We start from the raw sequence: 19600 nt of genomic DNA on the forward strand, positions 1-19600 counted from the left end.
CCCTCGTGAGGGCCTTGAACTGCAAAAAATTCATCGCGCGATGCTAAAGCAAGGGTCGTGCTCGGCTGACCGCGACAAACCCGGGCTGGCACGCATCAGCGCACGGCATCGGGCTTGATCCACCAGGTGACGATCGGCCACGGCGGGATGGGCTCCAGCGCGCTGTCGGGCGTGTAGTACCTGGGCTTTTGCGCCGGGCGGCCGAAGCGGTCCCAGTAGGAGACGCGGAAATTGGCCGCGTACAACGCCGGCACCTGCCAGCGCTCGTGCATCACGACGCGATCGAGCGCGCGGCAGGCGTCGAGCAGCTCCTGCATCGTCGTGGCGCGGTTCATCGCGGCGAGAAGGGCGTCGACCGCGCGGCTCTTGACCCCGCGCAGGTTGTTCGACGCCGGTTCGTCGGCCAGCTTGGAGCCGAAGGTGTCGATCAGGTCCAGCGCTGCCGGCAGCGTGAAGTCGTTGCTGCGCACGCCGACGAGGTCGAAGTCGAAGCCCTCGAGCCGCTTGATGTACAGCGCGAAGTCGACGCGCCGGTAGTTCATGCGGATGCCGAGCTTCTCCAGGTTCTGGCGCCACACGGCCGTGGTGCGCGCGCCGCCGTCTTGCGCGTCCATGTACTCGAACTCGAGCCGTACGCCCTGCGCGTTGACGAGTACGCCGTCGGCGCCGAGCCGGAACCCGGCCGCCGCCAGCAGGTCGCGCGCGCGGCGCAGGTTGTCGCGCGAGACCAGCGGCGTCTCGCCGGTGTGCGGCGGTTCGTAGGGCTCACCGAACACCTGCGGCGGCAGCTCGCCACGAAAAGGCTCCAGCAGCTTGAGCTCGCCCGCGCTGGGAAGGCCTTGCGCCGCGAAATCGGAGTTCGAGAACAGGCTGTAGACGCGCTTGTACTGCTCGTAGCGGTTGATCCAGGGGAAGTCGTAGGCCAGGTCGACCGCCTCGCGCACGCGGCGGTCGGCAAAGATCGGGCGGCGCAGGTTGAACAGGTAGCCGTAGTGGCCCTGGCCGATCGAGGTGTCGAAGACCTCCTTCTTGATGCGGCCGTCGCGCCACTTCGGGCCGGCGTGCACCCGCGCCCAGCGGCGTGCCGAGTACTCCTGGATGAGATCGAACTCGCCGGCCTTGAAGGCCTCGAGCTGCACCGCGCCGTCGGCGTAGTAGCGGTAGACCACCCGCTCGAAGTTGTAGAAGCCCTTGACGACGCCGAGTCCTTCGGCCCAGTAGTCGTGGCGTCGCAGAAAGTCGATCCGCCGGCCGGAGTCGGCGAGCGCGATCTTGTACGGGCCGGTGGTGATCGGCTCGTCGTCGATGATCTCGTCGAAGGGCTTGGGCTGGCCGTTTGCGTCCACGCCCCACTTGCGCGAGAACACCGGCAGCGCGGCGAGCTGGATCACCGCATCGGCCGTGTGCTGGCTGAGATCGAAGCGCACCGTGCGCGCGTCGAGCACCGTTGCGCGCTGCGCCGCGGACAGCGCCGTGCGGTACTGCGGTGCGGCGTGCTTGCCGGTGAGCATCTCGAACGAATGCTTCACGTCCTCGGCGGTCACCGCGTCGCCGTTGTTGAAGCGCGCCTTCGGATGGATGCGAAACGCCACCCACGATCGATCTGGCGCGACCTGCATCTCCTCGGCCACCAGGCCGTAGACCGTCATCGGCTCGTCGCCCGAGCGCTGCATCAGCGTCTCGAACATGAAGATCGACACGCCGGCCGGCGACTGCCCCTTGATCGTGAAGGGGTTGTACTTGTCGAAGCTCGAGCGCTGGTCGGGGTTGGTCAGGTAGATCGTCCCGCCCTTGGGCGCCTTCGGGTCGGCGTAGGCGAAATGGTCGAAGCCGCGCGGATACAGCGGCTCGCCGTAGGGCGCCCAGCCGTGGACCCAGGGAGGCGCCGCAGCGGCGGCGGCGTGAGCGGCGAAGGCGGCGAAGAGGTTGATCGCCGCGGCGCCGAGCGGGCGCCACCAGCGGCCGGTAGGCCGCGACTGCAACTGCAACAACATCCGTCGATGCTAAGCGACACGCGAGTTGCGAGGCAGCGGGCCAGCCCGCGCGCAGGCCTACAGCCGCGGCGCCTCGACATTCGTGACGCAGCGAAAGTCATAAGCCCAGCCTCCACGGTCGAGCGCACACAGCCGCAAGTGCGGCGCTGAGACTTCTTTGATGACGCCAACCACTGCAGTCGCCCGCCAGTCGCCTGACGGCTGTCAGGGCGAGCAGCACTCTTGCCCTTTGTCGTCTGCGTCCGGTTCACGGGCCGCCGCGCCTGCCTGAGCGATATCGAACTGATGCGGCTTGGACTCTTGGCACGATCTCGCAAGCACGCTTTTGCTACCAGGGCTGAGCGCTTCGAGCGAGTTCACATCGATACGGCGCGGCGACTTCGTCCGAACCTTGGCGACGGCGGCGGCTTCGCTGAGGCTCTGCAGCAAGTCATCGAACAAGGCTTCATCCATGACAACGACCCTTTCAGGCGGCTCTTGCGAGGCGGTTTCAGTCGGCCAGGTTCTCGGCCGCCAAGGTGCTCCGGCCGGGCGCGCGATCCTTTTTCATGGCTCTGGCGCGGATGGCAACGCCCAGCGCATGTGCAACGTAGCCGGGTTCCTTAGTCTCGAATGCTTCAGCCATGAAGGTCCGGATCATGGCCTCCGTGCAGAGGTCTTCCGCAGCGTCGTAGACGGTCAGCTTCAGCTTCTTGCTCATGTCAACAGCTCCGTTCGTTCGCCGGTCGCCCCGGGGATCTGTGATGGGAGAGTACTTACGCGTTGTCGTTTTCGCTCGGTTGACCGGCCGGTGAGCGTGCCAACGCGGCGTCGAACTTCTTGCGGCAGCCGCGCCTGGCGCGCCGGGCCAAGTAGTCCTCCGTTGCCAAGTCCAAGAGCTTCTCGGCCAGCGCTATGCCCACGAGCTGGTCGACGGAAATACCCTCCTGGGCCGCGTATTGCTTGGCATACCTTTGAAGCGACCCTGACAGGTGAATAGTGATTGCGCGCATGGTTAGCCTTCTTTCGGGTGCCGACTATCACGACTTGCATCTTCAGCTTGCGGCGAGGTTGCGATGTTTCCGACGGTGCTGGATTCAGGCTATGCCGAAGGCGACACTTCTCGAGCCATTGCTCCAACAAAGCAGGATTGGCAAATGCCGAGACTGGTGGTGACGAAAGCAAGGCGCCGACCGCTTCACGCTGCTGCTGCTGCTGCTGCTTGCACCGAGGCACCGGAGTTGGATGCCACCCGCCTGCGAAAGCGTCCCGGCCAGTGCCCGCGCGAGCAACGCGGCTTGCGCATAGCCCTGCGCGGCGTCGCCGCCGGATTCTGTGTGCCGCTAGTCGGGTAAGGCATGCGTTACCGTAGTGGCGCCGCCGAAAACGGCAGCCAACGACTGAAGCGATCTGCATGTTCCGAGTACTTCTCGTCTGCATGGGCAACATCTGCCGCAGCCCGACCGCCGAAGGCGTGCTGCGCGCCCGCCTGGCCGCCGCCGGCCTGGCCGATCGCGTCGAGGTCGACTCCGCCGGCACACACGACTACCACGTCGGCGCGCCGCCCGACCACCGCAGCCAGGCGCACGCGGCCCGACGCGGCGTCGATCTCTCCGCGCTGCGTGCCCGCCAGATCTGCGCCGCGGACTTCGAGCGCTTTGACCTGCTGCTGGCGATGGACCACGACAACCTCGCGCTGCTCGAAGAGGCCTGCCCCGGCCCCCACCTGCGCGCCAAGCTCGGCCTGCTGATGCGCTTCGGCCCGCAGGCGGGCAGCGAGGTGGTGCCGGACCCGTACTACGGCGGGCCGGCCGGGTTCGATCACGTGCTCGATCTGGTCGAGGCAGCTTCCGATGGCCTGGTCAAGCATCTGTCCAAGACGCTGACCTGTGCGTAGGGTCGTTTCGCAGGGACCCGTCAGCACGGGGGAACCCTAAGCCCTATAATCGAGTCATTCAGTCGGGATTAACCGGCGAGGGAAGTGGAGGCCACATGCGATCGGGGTTAACCCGACGTTCCAGCGGGCCTCGAGCCGAAGGAGTTTTCGACATGCGTCTCACGACCAAGGGCCGTTTCGCCGTTACCGCCATGATCGACCTCGCCCTGCGCGAGCACACCGGTCCGGTGGCACTGGCCGCGATCAGCGCGCGCCAGCAAATCTCGCTGTCCTATCTGGAGCAGCTCTTCGGCAAGCTGCGCCGTCACGAGCTGGTGGAGTCGACCCGTGGCCCGGGCGGCGGCTACTCGCTGGGCCGCAAGGCCGAGGACGTGACCGTGGCCGACATCATCCTCGCCGTGGACGAGCCGATCGACGCGACCGGCTGCGGCGGCAAGGAGAACTGCATGGGCGACGACACGGGCCGCTGCATGACGCACGACCTGTGGGCCAGCCTCAACAAGAAGATGATCGAGTACCTCGATTCCATCTCGCTGAAGAAGCTGGTCGACGAGCAGCTCGCCAAGGGCGTGTCGATCGAGGAAGCGCCGGTCAAGCGCGCGATCTCGTCGCAGCCGGTGGTCAAGCCGATCAAGGTCACGGCGCCGAATTCCGTCTTCGCGCTGGGCTCCGCCCTGACGAAGTAACCCTGATCGACTGCCAGCCATCCCTGCCGTTCCGAGGGACGAGCCCGCCATGGAAATGACCCCGCACTTTCCGATCTACATGGACTACGGCGCCACGACGCCGTGCGACCCGCGCGTCGTCGACGCGATGATCCCGTGGCTTCGCGAGCATTTCGGCAATCCGGCCTCGCGCAGCCACGCCTGGGGCTGGGAAGCCGAAGAAGCCGTCGAGAAGGCGCGCGCCGAGGTAGCCGCGCTGATCAACGCCGACCCGCGCGAGATCGTCTGGACTTCGGGCGCCACCGAGTCGAACAACCTCGCGATCAAGGGCGCGGCGCAGTTCTACAAGACGCGCGGCAAGCACATCGTCACGGTCAAGACCGAGCACAAGGCCGTGCTCGACACCACGCGCGAGCTGGAGCGCCAGGGCTTCGAGGTCACCTACCTCGAGGTGCAGGAGGACGGCCTGGTCGACCTGGAGAAGTTCAAGGCCGCGCTGCGCCCGGACACGATCCTCGCGTCGGTCATGTTCGTGAACAACGAGATCGGCGTGATCCAGGACGTGGCCGCCTTGGGCGCCATCTGCCGCGAGCGCGGCGTGATCTTCCACGTCGACGCGGCCCAGGCCACCGGCAAGACGCCGATCGACCTCGGCATCCTGCCGATCGACCTGATGAGCCTGGCCTCGCACAAGACCTATGGGCCCAAGGGCATCGGCGCGCTGTACGTGCGCCGCAAGCCGCGCGTTCGCCTGGAGGCGCAGATGCACGGCGGCGGCCACGAGCGCGGCCTGCGCTCGGGCACGCTGCCCACGCACCAGATCGTCGGCATGGGCGAGGCCTTCCGGCTGGCACGCGAGGAGATGGCCACCGAGCTGCCGCGCATCAAGGCACTGCAAAAGCGCCTGATCGACGGCCTGTCGGATGTGGAGCAGACCTTCCTGAACGGCCATGCCACGCAGCGCGTGCCGCACAACGTGAACATGAGCTTCAACTTCGTCGAGGGCGAGTCGCTGATCATGGGCATCAAGGGCCTGGCCGTCTCGTCGGGCTCGGCCTGCACATCGGCGAGCCTGGAGCCGAGCTACGTGCTGCGCGCGCTGGGCCGCAGCGACGAGCTCGCGCACTCGAGCCTGCGCATCACGATCGGCCGCTTCACGACCGAAGAAGAAATCGACTACGCGATCAGCACGATCCGCCACAACGTCGCCAAGCTGCGAGAGCTCTCGCCGCTTTGGGAGATGTACCAGGACGGCATCGACATCAGCACCATTCAGTGGGCCGCGCACTGATCGCGCCCACCGATCATCCAGGAGTACCTCATGGCCTACAGCGAAAAAGTGGTGGACCACTACGAGAACCCGCGCAATGTCGGTTCTTTCGAAAAGGGTGACGAAACGGTGGGCACCGGCATGGTCGGCGCGCCCGCCTGCGGCGACGTGATGAAGCTGCAGATCAAGGTCAATCCGCAAACCGGCGTGATCGAGGACGCGCGCTTCAAGACCTACGGCTGCGGCTCGGCCATCGCGTCGAGCTCGCTGGTGACCGAGTGGGTCAAGGGCAAGACGCTCGACCAGGCCGTGGAGATCAAGAACACGCAGATCGCTGCCGAGCTGGCGCTGCCGCCGGTGAAGATCCACTGCTCGATCCTTGCGGAAGACGCGATCAAGGCCGCGGTCAGCGACTACAAGGCCAAGCACACGGTCACGCAGTAACCCACGCGAAGGCAGAACGACGATGGCCGTGAGCCTGACCGAAGCCGCCGCGCGGCACGTGACCCGCTACCTTGCCAAGCGCGGCAAGGGCGTCGGCGTGCGCCTGGGCGTCAAGACCACCGGCTGCTCGGGCCTGGCCTACAAGCTCGAGTACGCCGACGAGATTGCCCCCGAAGACGTGGTCTTCGAGGGCCATGGCGTCAAGGTGCTGGTCGACCCGAAGAGCCTGCCCTACATCGAGGGCACCGAGCTCGACTTCGTGCGAGAAGGCCTCAACGAGGGCTTTCGCTTCAACAACCCCAACGAGCGCGACCGCTGCGGCTGCGGCGAGTCGTTCCGCGTCTGACCCGCGGTGCGTTCGAGCCAGGCGCGGCCGCAAGCCGCGCCTTTTGTTTGTATAGCCGTCCGAATGATGTCGACCGATATTGCTGCCGAGATTGAGTTCCGGCCCACGCGGCCCGACCACCCGCAAGTGCGCGCGCTGCTCGATGCGCTCGATGCCTATCTCGCCAGCCTCTACGCGCCCGAGGACAACCACATCCTCGGCATCGAGGCCCTGCTCGAGCCGGAGGTCACTTTCCTCGGCGCCTGGCAGGGCGAGCGGCTCGTCGGCTGCGGCGCGGTGCGCGCGATGCCGGCCGAGGCTGAGATGGCCGGCGCGCCGTATGGCGAGATCAAGCGCATGTATGTCGATCCGGCGCTGCGCGGGCAGCGCATCGCGGCGCGCCTGCTCGCCGCGCTGGAAGACGCGGCGCGCGAGCGCGGCCTGGCGATCGCCACGCTCGAGACCGGGCGCGACCAGCACGAGGCGATCCGGCTGTACGAGCGCGCCGGCTACGTGCTGCGCGCGTCGTTTGGCGGCTATCCGGACAACGGGCTGAGCCTGTTCTACGAGAAGCGGCTCGTCGCGGCATGAACAAGCCTGCGCTTCGCATCGACGCCGACGACTTCGAGCTGTTCGGCCTGCCGCGGCGCTTTGCGCTCGATCGCGCCGAGGTCGACGCGCGCTGGAAGGCGCTGCAGGCCGAAGTCCACCCTGACCGCCACGCCGCTGCCGGCGCGGCCGCGCAGCGCGTTGCGCTGCAGTGGGCCACGCGCGTCAACGAGGCGCATCGCCGGCTGCGCGATCCGCTGCAGCGCGCCGCCGAGCTGTGCGAACTGCTCGGCGCGCCGGTCGACGCGCAGCGCAACACGGCCATGCCGGCGAGCTTTCTGATGCAGCAGATGGCCTGGCGCGAGGCGCTCGACGAGGCTGGCGACCCGGCCGCCGTCGAAGCGCTGGTCGACGAGGTCCATGCCGAGCGCCGCGCGCGCTTCGCCGCTCTGGAAGAAGCGCTCGACACGCGCGCCGACGGCCCCGCGGCGGCGGCCGAGCTGAGAGCCCTCATGTTCATCGAGCGCTTTGGCGAAGAGCTCGAACGCCGCCTCGACGCGCTGGGACAATGAAGCGCTGAACGCATCACCATGGCTCTTCTGCAGATCTCCGAACCCGGCCAGTCGCCGGACCCGCACCAGCGTCGCATCGCGGTGGGCATCGACCTAGGCACCACGCATTCGCTGGTGGCCGCCGTGCGCCACGGCGTTGCCGAATGCCTGCCCGACCCGCAAGGCCGCGTGATCCTGCCCTCGGCCGTGCGCTTTCTCGAGCGCGGGCGCCGCGCGATCGGCTTCGACGCGCTGGCCGCACAGGCCGATGACCCGCAGGACACCGTGGTCTCGGTCAAGCGCTTCATGGGCCGCGCGCTCGCCGACATCGCCGGGCGCGAGAAGCTGCCGTACCGCTTCATCGACCGGCCCGGCATGGTCGCGATCGAAACGCGCGACGGCATCAAGTCGCCGGTCGAGGTGTCGGCCGAGATCCTCGCGTCGCTGCGCCAGCGCGCCGAGGACAGCTTCGACACCGACGAGCTCTACGGCGCCGTGATCACGGTGCCCGCCTACTTCGACGACGCGCAGCGCCAGGCCACCAAGGACGCCGCGCGCCTGGCCGGCCTCGAGGTGCTGCGCCTGATCAACGAGCCCACCGCCGCGGCGATCGCCTACGGCCTGGAGCACGGCAGCGAAGGCCTCTACGCGGTCTACGACCTCGGCGGCGGCACCTTCGACATTTCGCTGCTGCGTCTGGCCAAGGGCGTCTTCGAGGTCGTTGCCACCGGCGGCGACTCGGCGCTCGGCGGCGACGACTACGACCGCGCGCTGGCCGACTGGGCGCTCGCCGAAACGGGCCTGAACGCCGCCACGCCACACGACAAGCGCGCGGTGCTGGTGGCCGCGCGCGCCGCGAAAGAGGCGCTGAGCGCGGCCGACAACGCCACGCTGCAGGCGCGCCTGAGCACCGGCGCGCTGAGCGTCGCGGTGAGCGCGGGCCAGTTCGCCGCGATCACGCGGCCGCTGACCGAGCGCACGATCACCGCGGTCAAGCGCGTGCTGCGCGACGCCAAGGTGCCGATGGACGAGGTGCAGGGCATCGTGATGGTCGGCGGCTCGACGCGCATGCCCGTCGTGCGCGAGGCGGTGGCCGCGTTGTTCGGCCGCGCGCCGCTGACCAACCTCAACCCGGACGAGGTCGTCGCGCTGGGCGCGGCGATCCAGGCCAACCAGCTCGCCGGCAACGCGCCCGACGGCGAGCTGCTGCTGCTCGACGTGACGCCGCTGTCGCTCGGCCTCGAGACCATGGGCGGCCTGGTCGAGCGCATCATCCCGCGCAACAGCCCGATCCCCACCGCGCGCGCGCAGGACTTCACCACCTTCAAGGACGGCCAGACGGCGCTCGCGCTGCACGTGGTGCAAGGCGAACGCGAGCAGGTCGAGCATTGCCGCTCGCTCGCGCGCTTCGAATTGCGCGGCATCCCCCCGATGGCCGCCGGCGCCGCGCGCATCCGCGTGAGCTTCCAGGTCGATGCCGACGGGCTGCTCTCGGTCAGCGCGCGCGAGCAGGGCTCGGGTGTCGAGGCCAGCGTCGCGGTCAAGCCCAGCTACGGCCTGGCCGACGACGAGATCGCGCGCATGCTGCAAGAGGGCTTCACGACTGCCGAGCAGGACATGCGCGACCGCGCGCTGCGCGAAGCGCGCGTCGAGGCCGAGCGCCTCGTGCTGGCCACGCGCTCGGCGCTGTCCGCCGACGGCGACCTGCTCGGCGACGACGAGCGCGCCGCGATCGAGGCGCTGATCGCCGCGACCGAAGCCACCGCCCGCGGCGACGACGCGCCGGCGATCGAGGCTGCCGTCAAGTCGCTTGCCCACGGCACCGAAGCCTTTGCCGCCGCACGCATGAACCGCGGCATCCATGACGCGCTGGCCGGCCGCCGCGTCGACGAAGTCTGAAGGAAGGTTCGGCCATGACCGTGATCCGCATCCTGCCGCACCCGGAATACTGTCCCGAGGGCGCCAGCATCGAAGCGGCGCCCGGCACCTCGATCTGCGAGGCGCTGCTCGAACACGACATCAATATCGAGCACGCCTGCGACATGAGCTGCGCCTGCACCACCTGCCACGTCATCGTGCGCGAGGGCTTCAACTCGCTGGGTGAGATGGACGAGAGTGAGGAGGACCTGCTCGACCGCGCCTGGGGCCTGGAGCCCAATTCGCGCCTGAGCTGCCAGGCCATCGTCGCGCAGCAGGATCTGGTGGTCGAGATTCCCAAGTACTCGATCAACCACGCCAAGGAAAATCACTGAGATGAGCCGACAGGTTTTCCTCGACACCGAAACCACGGGACTGAGCCCCGAGAACGGCGACCGCATCATCGAGATCGGCTGCGTGGAGCTGGTGAACCGCCGCTACAGCGAGCGCCACTTCCACGTCTATCTCAACCCCGAGCGCAAGAACCACGAGGACGCGGTCAAGGTCCACGGCCTGACCGACGAGTTCCTCGCCGACAAGCCCAAGTTCGCCGCCATCGCCGACGAGCTGCTGGCGTGGCTCGAGGGCGCCGAGATCATCATTCACAACGCGGCCTTCGACGTCGCCTTCCTCGACGCGGAGCTCGAGCGCATCGGCCGCAAGCCGTTTCGCGAGCACGTGGCGGGAGTGGCAGACAGCCTCGTGATGGCGCGCGAGATGTTCCCCGGCAAGTCGAACTCGCTGGACGCGCTGTGCAAGCGCCTCGAGGTCGACAACAGCAACCGCACGCTGCACGGTGCGCTGCTCGACGCCGGCCTGCTGGCCGAGGTCTACCTGCGCATGACGCGCGGCCAGGATTCGCTGGTCATCGATGCCGGCGGCGACGCGGGCGGCGCATCCGGCGTGATCGAGGTCGTCAGGGTCGATTTCTCGGCCTTTGCGCTGCCGGTCATCGAGCCGGTGGCCGAGGAGGCCGCGGCGCACGAGGCCTTGCTGGCCGAGCTCGACAAGGCCAGCGGCGGCAAGACGATCTGGCGCTCGCTTGTGGCATAATCTGCGGCTTTCGCGGACGGCCCCGTTCGCGAAACCGGGCCCCGGAGACCAAATTTCCGGGCGGTTAGCTCAGCGGTAGAGCACTGCCTTCACACGGCAGGGGTCGCAGGTTCGAACCCTGCACCGCCCACCAGACGCAAGAACGCCACCCGATGGGTGGCGTTTTGCTTTGGGTGGTCCGAGAGCGCTCAGGCCGTACGCCAGCGCACACCGGCGCGCTCGAACATCGCCTTCAGCGCGCCGCTGCCCGCGATCTCGTTCATCGCCGCCTGCAGCGCCCGCGACAGATCGACGGCCTCGCGCCGCGTGGCGCAGCCCACGGCCCAGCCGTTGCGCGCCTGTGGCATCGGCAGCGGCTCGATCGCGAAGCGCGCGTCGCGGCTCAGCACCGCTTCCAGCTCGGAGGCGTGGCCCGCCGCCACGCCGACCTCGCCGCGCGCCAACGCCGCGGCGGCCTCGGTGCCGTCGCGCCACTGCGTCTTGAGCTGCTCGCGCAGCCGTCCGCCCTCGGCGCCGATCAGCAGCCAGCCGGCGAGCGACTGGCCTGGCACCGCGATGGTCTGGCCTTTCAGGGCATCGAGCGAGGCAAGCTCGGGCACGCGCGACTTGTCGCGAGCCAGCATGACCGACTCGCGGTAGTAGGGCCCGAAGATCTGCACCTTCGGGTTGGCCGCCATCAGCGGGCGATCGACCGGCACGTGCAGCAGCACGTCGGCCGGACCGAAGCCGAGGTAGTGGCCGCGCCAGACCATGTTGCGCAGGTCGTCGTCCATGTTCTCGCCGGCCGCGAAGGGCATCAGCGAGAGCTTCACGCCGAGCGACTGCGCGAGCGCCTGCGCCAGCTCGACGTCGATGCCGTGGCCATCGACATGGAACGGCGGCATCGCCTGGTACACGGCCACCGTCAGGCTGCCGCGCGCCTTCACGCGCTCGAGCGCGCTGGGCTCCGTCTGGGCGCGCAACGCCGGGGCCGCGATGCACGCGGCCAGGCCGGCCAGGCATTGGCGTCGGGTCGCGTTCACAGCGGCTTCTCGCGACGCGTTTCGAGGTAGGCCTTGATCGACCAGATCGCTTCCTGGGTCAGCGTGCCTTCGAACGGCGGCATGTAGACCGCGCCGTTGCGCGTGCGGCCGTGGCGCACGGTGTTGGCGAAGAAGTCGTCGATCTCCTTCACGCAGGCCGCCTTCTTGGCGGCGTCCTTGAGCGACACGCAGTCGTTGTCGAGGCGGCGCAGGTCGGGCGCGATGCCGCCGGAGATCGCTTCCAGGCCGTGGCAGCGCGCGCAGTTCTGGTTGTAGGCCGAGGTGCCGATGCGGATCGCGGCGGCATCGCTGCGGTAGGGGTTTTCGGCGCGCCATTTCTCGCCGAGCTGCGGCAAGCTGGTGGTGTCGACCGCCTGCGGCGTGACGTCGCCGTGCGGCTGCGCAGTCGATGCAAGCAAGGCGGTGGCGAGCGCCACGGCCTGGGCAAGCGGGCGGCGCAGAAGGGCGGGGAAAGGCGTGGGCTTCATGGTCGGGTCTCGTCTCGGCAAGGGGGCTCTCGCGCGGCCGCGCCGAAGCGCATCCGCAGCCGCCCAACCGCAAACCGTGTGCCACCGCCCGAACGGATCTTTCGGGCCTGTTCGGTAGGCCTGATGTCAGCAGTTCTGCTTAGCATGAACAGCAGCGCCCGATTGAGATTGCTCAAATCTGGAGCACCCGATCGGCCCGAGCCGGTGAAAAGCAGCAGGTCACGCGGGACGGAACGCTGTACTGTGGCGCACCGACCGGCAGGCTCGATTCCTGCACGGGCGCCAGGAGCTGAGGAGACAAGACATGCGTGCGCCGACCCCAACGAGGGCCGTGACGAAGTATCACGGCCGCAAAGACCTCGGGGCTCCCGCGCTGGCCGGCAACGGCCTGCCGGAGCCCGAGCACGTCGAGGCCATCGTCCAGTCGCACGAGCGCTGCGTGGCGCTCGGCGTCTCGCGCATCGAGCACCCCGACCACTCGCCCATCGCGCGGCCCGACTTCCTGATCGCGGTGGAGCGCAATCGGCGCCTGCACGACCACGCGGCGCCGGTGATGTCGATGCTGCGCGAGCAGATCGCACGCTCCGAGAGCATGGTGCTGCTCACCGACGCCGGCGGCACCATCATTCACGCGGTCGGCGACGACGACTTCCTCGACCGTGCCGACAAGGTCGCGCTGCGCCCCGGCGCCAACTGGTCTGAGCAGGCCAAGGGCACCAACGCGATCGGCACCGCGCTGGTCGACGAGACGCCCACGCTCGTGCATGCCGACGAGCACTACCTGCACGCCAACCAGTTCCTCACCTGCTCGGCCGCGCCCATCCTCGATCCGCGCGGCAACATCCTCGGCGTGCTCGACGTCTCGGGCGATTTCCGCAGCTATCACAAGCACACGCTGGCGCTGGTGCGCATGTCGGCGCGCATGATCGAGAACCGCTGGCTGACCGAGGACTTCAGCCACGCGATGCGGCTGCATTTCCACAGCCGCGCCGAATTCATCGGCACGCTGATGGAAGGCATCCTCGCGATCGGCGAGGACGGGCGCATCATCGGCGCCAACCGTGGCGCGCTGGAGCAACTGGGTGTGAGCGGCGCGACGCTGCGCATGCAGACCGTCGAGACGTTGTTCGGCGCCACGCTGGCCGAGCTGGCCGACCACAGCCGCGCGCGCATCGCGACGCCGCTGAACCTCGTGCAGCCCAACGGGCGGCACTTTGCCGGCTTCGTGCGCTGCAACTGGTTCGCCTTCAGTTCGCCGCAGCCGATGCACGCGCAGCCGATGCATGCGCAGGTGATCGACGCCATCGCGCCCGCGGCCGACGCCAGCGTGCCGCGCGCCGCGCAGCCCGCCGCGCTGGCCGAGCTGCGCACCGGCGACGCGCAGATCGACACCGTGATCGAGAAGATCCGCCGCGTGCTCGACCGCGACATCCCCATCCTCATCCTCGGCGAGACGGGCACCGGCAAGGAACTGCTCGCGCGCGCCATTCACGCCGATTCGGCGCGCGGCAAGCAGCCCTTCGTCGCGGTCAATTGCGCGTCGATCCCCGAGTCGCTGATCGAGGCCGAGCTGTTCGGCTACGACGAGGGCGCCTTCACCGGCGCGCGGCGCAAGGGCCAGACCGGCAAGATCGTCCAGGCCAACGGCGGCACGCTCTTCCTCGACGAGATCGGCGACATGCCGCTGCCGCTGCAGGCCCACCTGCTGCGCGTGCTGCAGGAGCGCCAGGTCACGCCGCTGGGCAGCAACAAGGCGATCGCGGTCGACGTCACCATCATCTGCGCGACGCACCGCAACCTGCGCGGCATGATCGAGCAGCAGGCTTTCCGCGAAGACCTCTATTACCGGCTCAACGGCCTGGCCGTGCGGCTGCCGCCGCTGCGCGAGCGCAGCGACCTCTCGGCGCTGGTGCGCCGCATCCTCGACGGCTCCGGCTCGCCGCGGCGCCACCATCTCGCGCGCGACGTGCAGCAGCTGTTCGAGTGCTACAGCTGGCCGGGCAACGTGCGCCAGCTGTTCCAGGTGCTGCGCACGGCGTGTGTGATGGCCGGGCCCGACAGCCTCATCACGCGCGCCCATCTGCCGGACGACTTCCTCGAAGAGGCCGACGCGGCCGTGCGCGACGCGAGCCGCGCCGCGACGAGCGATGCGGCGCCTGAGAGCGTTGCGCCGGCCGAGCCCGACGCGGGCGCCGCAGCGCTGCCGAACGCCACGCTCGGCGAGCAGGAGATCGAGCTGATCCGTCGCACGCTCGAGTCGGTCAACGGCAACATCTCCGAGGCGTCCAAGCGCCTGGGCATCAGCCGCAACACGATCTACCGCAAGCTGCGCTGGAACCGGGCGGCCTGAGCCTGGGCCGGCTGCGGGTTCGCCCTGTGCCAGCCTGACACGCCGCCCCGGCGCGCGTGTCACGCGCGAACACCGGCGGCGGCGCGCCTGGCGGGCCTTGCCCTGAGCGGCGGCCTTCGGCCGAGGGCGGCACGGCGCGGCACACGATTTGCGAGTTGGACCCGCATGCGTGTCCTGATCCTGCGCGGTGAGCGCCATCGCGCTCCCAACGGTCGCCACGGCGACAGCGGCGTCATCGCCTTCGGCAGCGCCGGCCAGTGGCTGCTCGTCAACGTCTCGGCACCGGTCGCGCAGCGGCTCGACGCCGGCAACCTGCCCGCAGGCCTGCCGGGCCTCGCCGATCCGAGCGTGCGCGCGATCGTGCTCACCGACCCGCAGCTCGAGCACGTCGGCGGCCTGCTCGCGCTGCGCCGCGGCGCGCCGATCGATCTCTATGTCACGCCGGCGGTGTTCGAGGAGCTGAGCATCCACCTACCGGTGCTGCCGGCGCTGCAGCACTACTGCGGCGTGCACTGGCGCGTGGTGCCGGTGGCCGGCGACTGCCGCGAGGCGACGTTTCGCATCGACGGCCTGCCGACGATCGAGTTCACCGCGCTGGCGACGCAGGCGCCGCCGTGGCCGCATGTGCAGCAGCAGCGCGCGGTGGTGGGTGACAGCATCGCGCTTGTCGTCACCGACACCGAAACCGGCGTGAGCGTGTTCTGCGCGCCGGGTCTCGCGCATCCCGGGCCGCAGGAGATCGAGTGGATGCGCCGCTGCGACTGCGTGCTGCTCGACGACCCGCGCCCGCGCCCGGGCCGCATGCCGGCCTGGGTCGAGTGGGTCGACGCCTTGCCGGCGCGCCACAAGGTGATGCTCGCCGATGCCGATGCACCGCAGGCCGACCGGCTCGCGCGCCTGGGCGTCGCGGTCGCGGCCGACGGCATGGAGATCGAGCTGTGATGCCGCTGCGCGGCGGCGCCGGCACGGCGCCCGAGCCGCTGTGGCTGGAGTGGTTCGCGCTGGCCGGCCTGCTCGCGTTCGCGACCTGGCTGCTGGGGGCGCGCGGCGTGTGGGCGCTCCTGCTCGGGGCCGATCCGACCGGCATCACCGCGGTGATCATCGCCGTGTTCGCCGGCGCGACGCTGTGGTGCGGCGCACGCGCGCGGGAGCTGCAGCGCCAGCGCGCCGGGTGGACCGCCGAGTACCGCGCTGCGCTGGCGGCGCGGCCGATCGACCCGCAGGCGCCGATGGACCTGCTGACCGAGCGCACGCATGGCCCGCACCAAACGGCTTGGTGGGTCAACGGCATCCAGCTCAAGCTCGGCCTGCTGGGCAAGGTGATCGGTTTCTCGATCCTCGCGCTGCAGATCGGTCGGCTGCAGGAGTTCGATGCTGCGCAGTCGCAGGAGCTGCTGCGCAGCCTGACCACCGGCCTGGGCGTTGCGCTGCTGACGACGATGGTCGGCCTGGTCGGCAACATCGTGCTGGGGCTGCAGCTCACGCGACTGGACCGCTTCGCCGACGGCATCGTCGCCGAGGCGCAGCGGCTCGCGATGGCGGATCGCGGCCACGAGAGGCCAAACCCGTGAGGCGCGCCCGCCATGCGCGCGACCCGGAGGTCGATCCGTTCTACGACATGTTGTTCAACATGCTGATCGCCTTCGTGTTCTGCTTCATCGTCGCGCTGCTGGCGATGAACCCCAAGGCGCTGAAGACCGGCGACATCCCGAGCAAGGCCGAGTTCATCGTCAACGTCTCCTGGCCCGACCTCGACCCCAACGACATCGACACCTGGGTCGAGGACCCGAACGGCGAGAAGGTCTGGTTTCGCGCGCGCGAAGCGGGCCTGATGCACCTGGACCGCGACGACCGCGGCCTCGCCAACGACGTGATCGTCGTCAACGGCCGCGAGGTCGTGAACCCGCTGAACCAGGAGGTCGTCACGCTGCGCGGCGTCATGCCGGGCGAGTTCACCGCCAACGTGCACTACTTCGACAGCAAGAACGGCAAGCCGGTCGAGGTGACGGTCTCGATCATCAAGGTCAATCCGCGCGCCGACGTGGTGTTCTACGGCCAGCTCACGCTCGCGCGCAAGGGCGACGAGGCTACCGCGGCGCGCTTCACGGTGCGCCCCGACGGCTCGGTTGCCAACGTCAACACCCTGGCCAAGTCGCTGGTGCAACGCCTATGACGCTCGAGATCCTGCTGGGCGCCGCGGCGCTCGCTTTCCTGCTCGCGCTCGCGCTCTTGTGGTCGCACTGGCCGCGCTGGGCCAAGGCGCTGCTGGTCCTTGGCGTGACGGTCTTCTACTTCCATGCCGACGACGTGATGCGCCGCATCGGCGGCCTGCCGGCGAAGGAACGCCTGCCCGAGCGCTTCGTGCTGCTGGCCGCGGTGATCGAGGAGCCGGGGCGCACGACGCCCGGTGCGCTCTACGTCTGGGTCAACGCGATCGAGGACGGCAAGCCGGCGCCGATGCCGCGCGCCTACCGGCTCGACTACGCCCGCGACCTGCACGCGTTGCTCGACGAGGGCATGAAGAAGGTCCGCCAGGGCGTGAGCCAGCTGGGCAGCGCCGAGCCCAAGACAGGCCCGCGCGGCTTCTCGTGGCTGCGCCCCGGCGGCGACGAGCAGGTCGTGAAGATCCGCGACCTGCCGGTGCCGCAGCTGCCGGAGAAATAGCGTGCGCGCGTGGCTGGGCGTTTCGCTGGCGAGCCTGTGCTTCGCCGTGGTCGGCATCGAGGGCTGCAGCCCGCGCGCGGCCGGCGACGAGCTCTTTCCGCTCGCGGCCGGCGCGCAGTGGCGCTATGCGCAGGTCACCGAAATGGAAGACCAGCGCATCGAGCGGCGCGAACTCACGCTGCGCACGCTCGCCCCCGAGAGCTACGAGGACGCGCGCGCCTGGCGCCGCCGCAGCGACGACGGCGTCGACTACTGGCTGCGCAGCGATGCGAGCGGCATCTACCGCGTGGCCAGCAAGAACGACCTGCAGGCCGAGCCGGTGCGCGACGCGCAGCCGCGCTACGTGCTGAAGACGCCGATCGCCGTCGGCACCGAATGGCAGGCGACGACCTCGCCCTACCTGCTGCGGCGCCGGCAGGGCTTCCCGCCCGAAGTGCGCCACGAGCATCCCGAGCTGCCGATGCGTTACTCGATCGAGTCGACGGCCGATGTCGTCGAGGTGCCGGCCGGGCGCTTCGAGCGCTGCGTGCGCGTGCGCGGGCAGGGCACGCTGCGGCTCTTTGTCGACCCGGTGGCCGGATGGCGCGACCTGCCGCTGGTGACGACCGAGTGGTACTGCCCCGGCGCGGGCCTCGTGAAGCTGCGTCGCGAGGAGACCGCGGGCTCGCCGATGCTGCTGGGCGGCACGCTGACGCTCGAATTGCAGGCGTGGCGCCCCTAGCAGCCGTTCAACGCGGCGCTCGCCGCCACCTATGATCGCCGGCGAAGCGTTGGGAGGCGTCCATGGGGTTGGGTGGGTTTGGCTCTTGCGTTCGCGCCGCGTTGCTCGGCTGGCTCTTGGTGGCTGTGCCGCTCCTGCACGCCGCGGACCGCACGCTGCGCTGGTCCACGGCCGGCGACGTGCTGACCTTCGACTTCCATGCCGCGGCCGACAGCTTCTCGCAGAACATCGCAGGCCAGATCTACGAGCACCTGGTGCGCCGTGGCAAGGACACGAACTTCGAGCCCGCGCTGGCGCAGTCGTGGGAGGTCCGCGACCCGCTGCACTGGCGCTTTCGCCTGCGCCAGGGCGTGAGGTTCCAGGACGGCACGCCGCTGACCGCCGACGACGTGGTCTTCTCGGTGCTGCGCTCGCAGCATCCCAACGCCTCCAACCGCGCGCTGACGACACGGCTCGGCCGGCCTCGCAAGATCGACGATCTGACCGTCGAGTTCGAGCTCGACGCGCCGAACCCGGTGCTGCTCGAGCACCTGCTGTCGGCCGCGATCATGAGCCGCGCCTGGTGCGAGAAGCACGGCGTCGCGCGCCCGCAGTCCTACGCCGAACGCGAGGAGACCTTCGCGGTGCGCAACGCCATGGGCACTGGCGCCTTCATGCTCAAGCGCTACGAGCCGGGCGTGCGCACCGTGTTGATCCGCAACCCCAATTACTGGGACAAGACGGTCGACGGCAATGTCGAAGAAGTCGTCTACCGGCCGATCGCCAGCGGGCCGACGCGCATCGCCGCGCTGCTGTCGGGCGAACTCGACCTGGTGCAGGACCCGCCGCCGCAGGACATCGACCGGCTGCGCGCGCACAAGGGCGTGAAGATCGTCGAAGGCGTCGAGTGGCGCGTGATCCACCTCGGGTTCGACCAGCAGCGCGACGAGCTGCTCTATTCGAGCGTCAAGGGTCGCAACCCCTTCAAGGACCGGCGCGTGCGGCTGGCCTTCTACCGCGCGATCGACGTGGAGGCGCTGCGCAGCAAGGTGATGCGCGGCTCGGCGATGCCGGCCGGCTCGATCGCCTTCGCGGCCGGACCGGGCGGACCGGACACCGAAGCGCGCTATCCGTATGACCCGGCGCTGGCGCGCCAGCTGCTCGCCGAGGCGGGCTATGCGCAAGGCTTCGAGGTGCGGCTGGACTGCCCGAACAACCGCTACGTCAACGACGAGAAGATCTGCATCGCCGTCTCGGCCATGCTGGCGAAGGTCGGCATTCGCGCGCCGGTGCATGCCGAGCCGATGGTCACCTACTCGCCGCGTACCGACAAGCGCGACGTCAGCTTCTTCCTGTTGGGCATCGGCGGCGCGGGTCGCGATCCGCAGACCAGCCTCACGCTGGTGGCGCATTCGGAAAACGCCGCCAGCGGCGACGGGCGCTTCAACACCGGCCGCTTCGCCGACGCCGAGGTCGACCGCCTGATCGATGCCATCAAGACCGAGATGGACGCGGCCAAGCGCAACGCGATGATCCGCTCGGCTTTTCTCAAGCTCCACGAAGGCGCCTACCTGATCCCCTTGCACCGCCAGATGCTGCCGTGGGCCATGCGCGAGGGCGTGCAGGTGGTGCACACGCCGTGGAACGCCGTGAACCTGCGCTGGGTGCGGATGGACTGAGGTCGCTAAAAAGTTGCTTGATGAAACTTTGCGTTCACCGTAAAGTTGCATCA

The 19600-nt window shown here is 69.1% G+C and carries 23 protein-coding genes and 1 tRNA gene; 18 read left to right on the forward strand and 6 right to left on the reverse strand.

The genetic code is table 11. The features are described from left to right. Positions 1 to 95: 95 nt before the first annotated feature. The 4 genes from ACO2TI_RS16590 to ACO2TI_RS16605 all read right to left on the reverse strand — a co-directional run bounded on the left by ACO2TI_RS16590 (position 96) and on the right by ACO2TI_RS16605 (position 2986). Positions 96 to 1994: an extracellular solute-binding protein gene (locus ACO2TI_RS16590; RefSeq protein WP_423286011.1), complete on the reverse strand. Its 1899-nt coding sequence runs from the start codon at positions 1992 to 1994 to the stop codon at positions 96 to 98. A gap of 204 nt (positions 1995 to 2198) precedes the next feature. Further along, a complete protein-coding gene (locus ACO2TI_RS16595) occupies positions 2199 to 2447 on the reverse strand; it encodes a hypothetical protein (RefSeq protein WP_423286013.1) in 249 nt (82 codons plus the stop codon). Between the two features lie 37 nt (positions 2448 to 2484). Beyond that, complete coding sequence (locus ACO2TI_RS16600; RefSeq protein WP_423286014.1) at positions 2485 to 2694, reverse strand: hypothetical protein; 210 nt, start codon at positions 2692 to 2694, stop codon at positions 2485 to 2487. 55 nt (positions 2695 to 2749) lie between these two features. Then, the gene (locus tag ACO2TI_RS16605) at positions 2750 to 2986 is read right to left on the reverse strand and encodes a hypothetical protein (protein WP_423286015.1); all 237 of its coding nucleotides are present in this window, start codon (positions 2984 to 2986) and stop codon (positions 2750 to 2752) included. Positions 2987 to 3387: 401 nt separating this feature from the next. On the opposite strand from ACO2TI_RS16605, the gene ACO2TI_RS16610 reads away from it, so the two are divergent. From ACO2TI_RS16610 to ACO2TI_RS16660, 11 genes are all read left to right on the forward strand, one after another. After that, a complete protein-coding gene (locus ACO2TI_RS16610; protein WP_423286017.1) occupies positions 3388 to 3870 on the forward strand; it encodes a low molecular weight protein-tyrosine-phosphatase in 483 nt (160 codons plus the stop codon). 152 nt (positions 3871 to 4022) lie between these two features. Continuing rightward, positions 4023 to 4556 (forward strand): Fe-S cluster assembly transcriptional regulator IscR, encoded by a 534-nt coding sequence (gene iscR / locus ACO2TI_RS16615; protein ID WP_423286018.1) that lies wholly within the window; start codon positions 4023 to 4025, stop codon positions 4554 to 4556. A gap of 49 nt (positions 4557 to 4605) precedes the next feature. Then, positions 4606 to 5826, forward strand: coding sequence for an IscS subfamily cysteine desulfurase (locus ACO2TI_RS16620; RefSeq protein WP_423286020.1), 1221 nt, complete (start codon positions 4606 to 4608; stop codon positions 5824 to 5826). Between the two features lie 30 nt (positions 5827 to 5856). Beyond that, a complete protein-coding gene (gene iscU, locus ACO2TI_RS16625; protein WP_423286021.1) occupies positions 5857 to 6249 on the forward strand; it encodes a Fe-S cluster assembly scaffold IscU in 393 nt (130 codons plus the stop codon). Positions 6250 to 6271: 22 nt separating this feature from the next. Further along, positions 6272 to 6595, forward strand: a complete 324-nt coding sequence (iscA, locus tag ACO2TI_RS16630; RefSeq protein ID WP_423286022.1) for an iron-sulfur cluster assembly protein IscA — start codon at positions 6272 to 6274, stop codon at positions 6593 to 6595. A 66-nt stretch (positions 6596 to 6661) separates the two neighbouring features. Beyond that, positions 6662 to 7165 (forward strand): GNAT family N-acetyltransferase, encoded by a 504-nt coding sequence (locus ACO2TI_RS16635; RefSeq protein ID WP_423286023.1) that lies wholly within the window; start codon positions 6662 to 6664, stop codon positions 7163 to 7165. Then, positions 7162 to 7695, forward strand: a complete 534-nt coding sequence (hscB, locus tag ACO2TI_RS16640) for a Fe-S protein assembly co-chaperone HscB (protein ID WP_423286025.1) — start codon at positions 7162 to 7164, stop codon at positions 7693 to 7695. Before ACO2TI_RS16635 ends, hscB begins: the two co-directional genes overlap by 4 nt. Positions 7696 to 7713: 18 nt before the next feature. Continuing rightward, positions 7714 to 9573: a Fe-S protein assembly chaperone HscA gene (hscA, locus tag ACO2TI_RS16645; RefSeq protein ID WP_423286026.1), complete on the forward strand. Its 1860-nt coding sequence runs from the start codon at positions 7714 to 7716 to the stop codon at positions 9571 to 9573. A 14-nt stretch (positions 9574 to 9587) separates the two neighbouring features. Continuing rightward, the gene (gene fdx / locus ACO2TI_RS16650) at positions 9588 to 9926 is read left to right on the forward strand and encodes an ISC system 2Fe-2S type ferredoxin (RefSeq protein ID WP_423286028.1); all 339 of its coding nucleotides are present in this window, start codon (positions 9588 to 9590) and stop codon (positions 9924 to 9926) included. A 1-nt stretch (position 9927) separates the two neighbouring features. After that, a complete protein-coding gene (dnaQ, locus tag ACO2TI_RS16655) occupies positions 9928 to 10644 on the forward strand; it encodes a DNA polymerase III subunit epsilon (RefSeq protein WP_423286030.1) in 717 nt (238 codons plus the stop codon). Between the two features lie 58 nt (positions 10645 to 10702). Continuing rightward, positions 10703 to 10777: transfer RNA gene (locus ACO2TI_RS16660), tRNA-Val, on the forward strand. A gap of 55 nt (positions 10778 to 10832) precedes the next feature. Here ACO2TI_RS16660 and ACO2TI_RS16665 read toward each other — a convergent pair. Beyond that, positions 10833 to 11666, reverse strand: a complete 834-nt coding sequence (locus tag ACO2TI_RS16665; protein WP_423286032.1) for a substrate-binding periplasmic protein — start codon at positions 11664 to 11666, stop codon at positions 10833 to 10835. Next, complete coding sequence (pedF, locus tag ACO2TI_RS16670; protein WP_423286033.1) at positions 11663 to 12154, reverse strand: cytochrome c-550 PedF; 492 nt, start codon at positions 12152 to 12154, stop codon at positions 11663 to 11665. Before pedF ends, ACO2TI_RS16665 begins: the two co-directional genes overlap by 4 nt. Positions 12155 to 12458: 304 nt before the next feature. On the opposite strand from pedF, the gene ACO2TI_RS16675 reads away from it, so the two are divergent. The 7 genes from ACO2TI_RS16675 (at position 12459) to ACO2TI_RS16705 (ending at position 19547) form a co-directional block, all read left to right on the forward strand. Beyond that, on the forward strand, positions 12459 to 14504 hold the full coding sequence (locus tag ACO2TI_RS16675) for a sigma-54-dependent Fis family transcriptional regulator (protein ID WP_423286034.1): 2046 nt from the start codon (positions 12459 to 12461) through the stop codon (positions 14502 to 14504). Between the two features lie 165 nt (positions 14505 to 14669). Next, complete coding sequence (locus ACO2TI_RS16680) at positions 14670 to 15446, forward strand: MBL fold metallo-hydrolase (RefSeq protein ID WP_423286036.1); 777 nt, start codon at positions 14670 to 14672, stop codon at positions 15444 to 15446. Next, positions 15446 to 16075: a hypothetical protein gene (locus ACO2TI_RS16685; RefSeq protein WP_423286037.1), complete on the forward strand. Its 630-nt coding sequence runs from the start codon at positions 15446 to 15448 to the stop codon at positions 16073 to 16075. Before ACO2TI_RS16680 ends, ACO2TI_RS16685 begins: the two co-directional genes overlap by 1 nt. Beyond that, positions 16072 to 16677 (forward strand): hypothetical protein, encoded by a 606-nt coding sequence (locus ACO2TI_RS16690; RefSeq protein WP_423286038.1) that lies wholly within the window; start codon positions 16072 to 16074, stop codon positions 16675 to 16677. The genes ACO2TI_RS16685 and ACO2TI_RS16690 overlap by 4 nt, the downstream gene beginning before the upstream one ends. Beyond that, the gene (locus tag ACO2TI_RS16695) at positions 16674 to 17168 is read left to right on the forward strand and encodes a hypothetical protein (RefSeq protein WP_423286039.1); all 495 of its coding nucleotides are present in this window, start codon (positions 16674 to 16676) and stop codon (positions 17166 to 17168) included. The genes ACO2TI_RS16690 and ACO2TI_RS16695 overlap by 4 nt, the downstream gene beginning before the upstream one ends. A 1-nt stretch (position 17169) precedes the next feature. Further along, positions 17170 to 17889 (forward strand): hypothetical protein, encoded by a 720-nt coding sequence (locus tag ACO2TI_RS16700; protein ID WP_423286040.1) that lies wholly within the window; start codon positions 17170 to 17172, stop codon positions 17887 to 17889. 119 nt (positions 17890 to 18008) lie between these two features. Continuing rightward, positions 18009 to 19547, forward strand: coding sequence for an ABC transporter substrate-binding protein (locus ACO2TI_RS16705; RefSeq protein ID WP_423286041.1), 1539 nt, complete (start codon positions 18009 to 18011; stop codon positions 19545 to 19547). Positions 19548 to 19600: the final 53 nt, after the last annotated feature.

This window comes from Caldimonas sp. KR1-144, from assembly GCF_049446155.1.
GTDB lineage: Bacteria > Pseudomonadota > Gammaproteobacteria > Burkholderiales > Burkholderiaceae_C > Rivibacter.

Coding starts and splice junctions, on each gene's coding strand:
- iscU (WP_423286021.1), top strand. CDS start 5,857: ATGGCCTACAGCGAAAAAGTGGTGGACCACTACGAGAACCCGCGCAAT.
- ACO2TI_RS16595 (WP_423286013.1), bottom strand. CDS start 2,447: ATGGATGAAGCCTTGTTCGATGACTTGCTGCAGAGCCTCAGCGAAGCC.
- ACO2TI_RS16635 (WP_423286023.1), top strand. CDS start 6,662: ATGTCGACCGATATTGCTGCCGAGATTGAGTTCCGGCCCACGCGGCCC.
- ACO2TI_RS16685 (WP_423286037.1), top strand. CDS start 15,446: ATGCCGCTGCGCGGCGGCGCCGGCACGGCGCCCGAGCCGCTGTGGCTG.
- iscA (WP_423286022.1), top strand. CDS start 6,272: ATGGCCGTGAGCCTGACCGAAGCCGCCGCGCGGCACGTGACCCGCTAC.
- iscR (WP_423286018.1), top strand. CDS start 4,023: ATGCGTCTCACGACCAAGGGCCGTTTCGCCGTTACCGCCATGATCGAC.
- hscB (WP_423286025.1), top strand. CDS start 7,162: ATGAACAAGCCTGCGCTTCGCATCGACGCCGACGACTTCGAGCTGTTC.
- ACO2TI_RS16610 (WP_423286017.1), top strand. CDS start 3,388: ATGTTCCGAGTACTTCTCGTCTGCATGGGCAACATCTGCCGCAGCCCG.
- ACO2TI_RS16590 (WP_423286011.1), bottom strand. CDS start 1,994: ATGTTGTTGCAGTTGCAGTCGCGGCCTACCGGCCGCTGGTGGCGCCCG.
- ACO2TI_RS16620 (WP_423286020.1), top strand. CDS start 4,606: ATGGAAATGACCCCGCACTTTCCGATCTACATGGACTACGGCGCCACG.
- fdx (WP_423286028.1), top strand. CDS start 9,588: ATGACCGTGATCCGCATCCTGCCGCACCCGGAATACTGTCCCGAGGGC.
- ACO2TI_RS16680 (WP_423286036.1), top strand. CDS start 14,670: ATGCGTGTCCTGATCCTGCGCGGTGAGCGCCATCGCGCTCCCAACGGT.
- ACO2TI_RS16675 (WP_423286034.1), top strand. CDS start 12,459: ATGCGTGCGCCGACCCCAACGAGGGCCGTGACGAAGTATCACGGCCGC.
- ACO2TI_RS16605 (WP_423286015.1), bottom strand. CDS start 2,986: ATGCGCGCAATCACTATTCACCTGTCAGGGTCGCTTCAAAGGTATGCC.
- hscA (WP_423286026.1), top strand. CDS start 7,714: ATGGCTCTTCTGCAGATCTCCGAACCCGGCCAGTCGCCGGACCCGCAC.
- ACO2TI_RS16600 (WP_423286014.1), bottom strand. CDS start 2,694: ATGAGCAAGAAGCTGAAGCTGACCGTCTACGACGCTGCGGAAGACCTC.
- ACO2TI_RS16695 (WP_423286039.1), top strand. CDS start 16,674: ATGACGCTCGAGATCCTGCTGGGCGCCGCGGCGCTCGCTTTCCTGCTC.
- dnaQ (WP_423286030.1), top strand. CDS start 9,928: ATGAGCCGACAGGTTTTCCTCGACACCGAAACCACGGGACTGAGCCCC.
- pedF (WP_423286033.1), bottom strand. CDS start 12,154: ATGAAGCCCACGCCTTTCCCCGCCCTTCTGCGCCGCCCGCTTGCCCAG.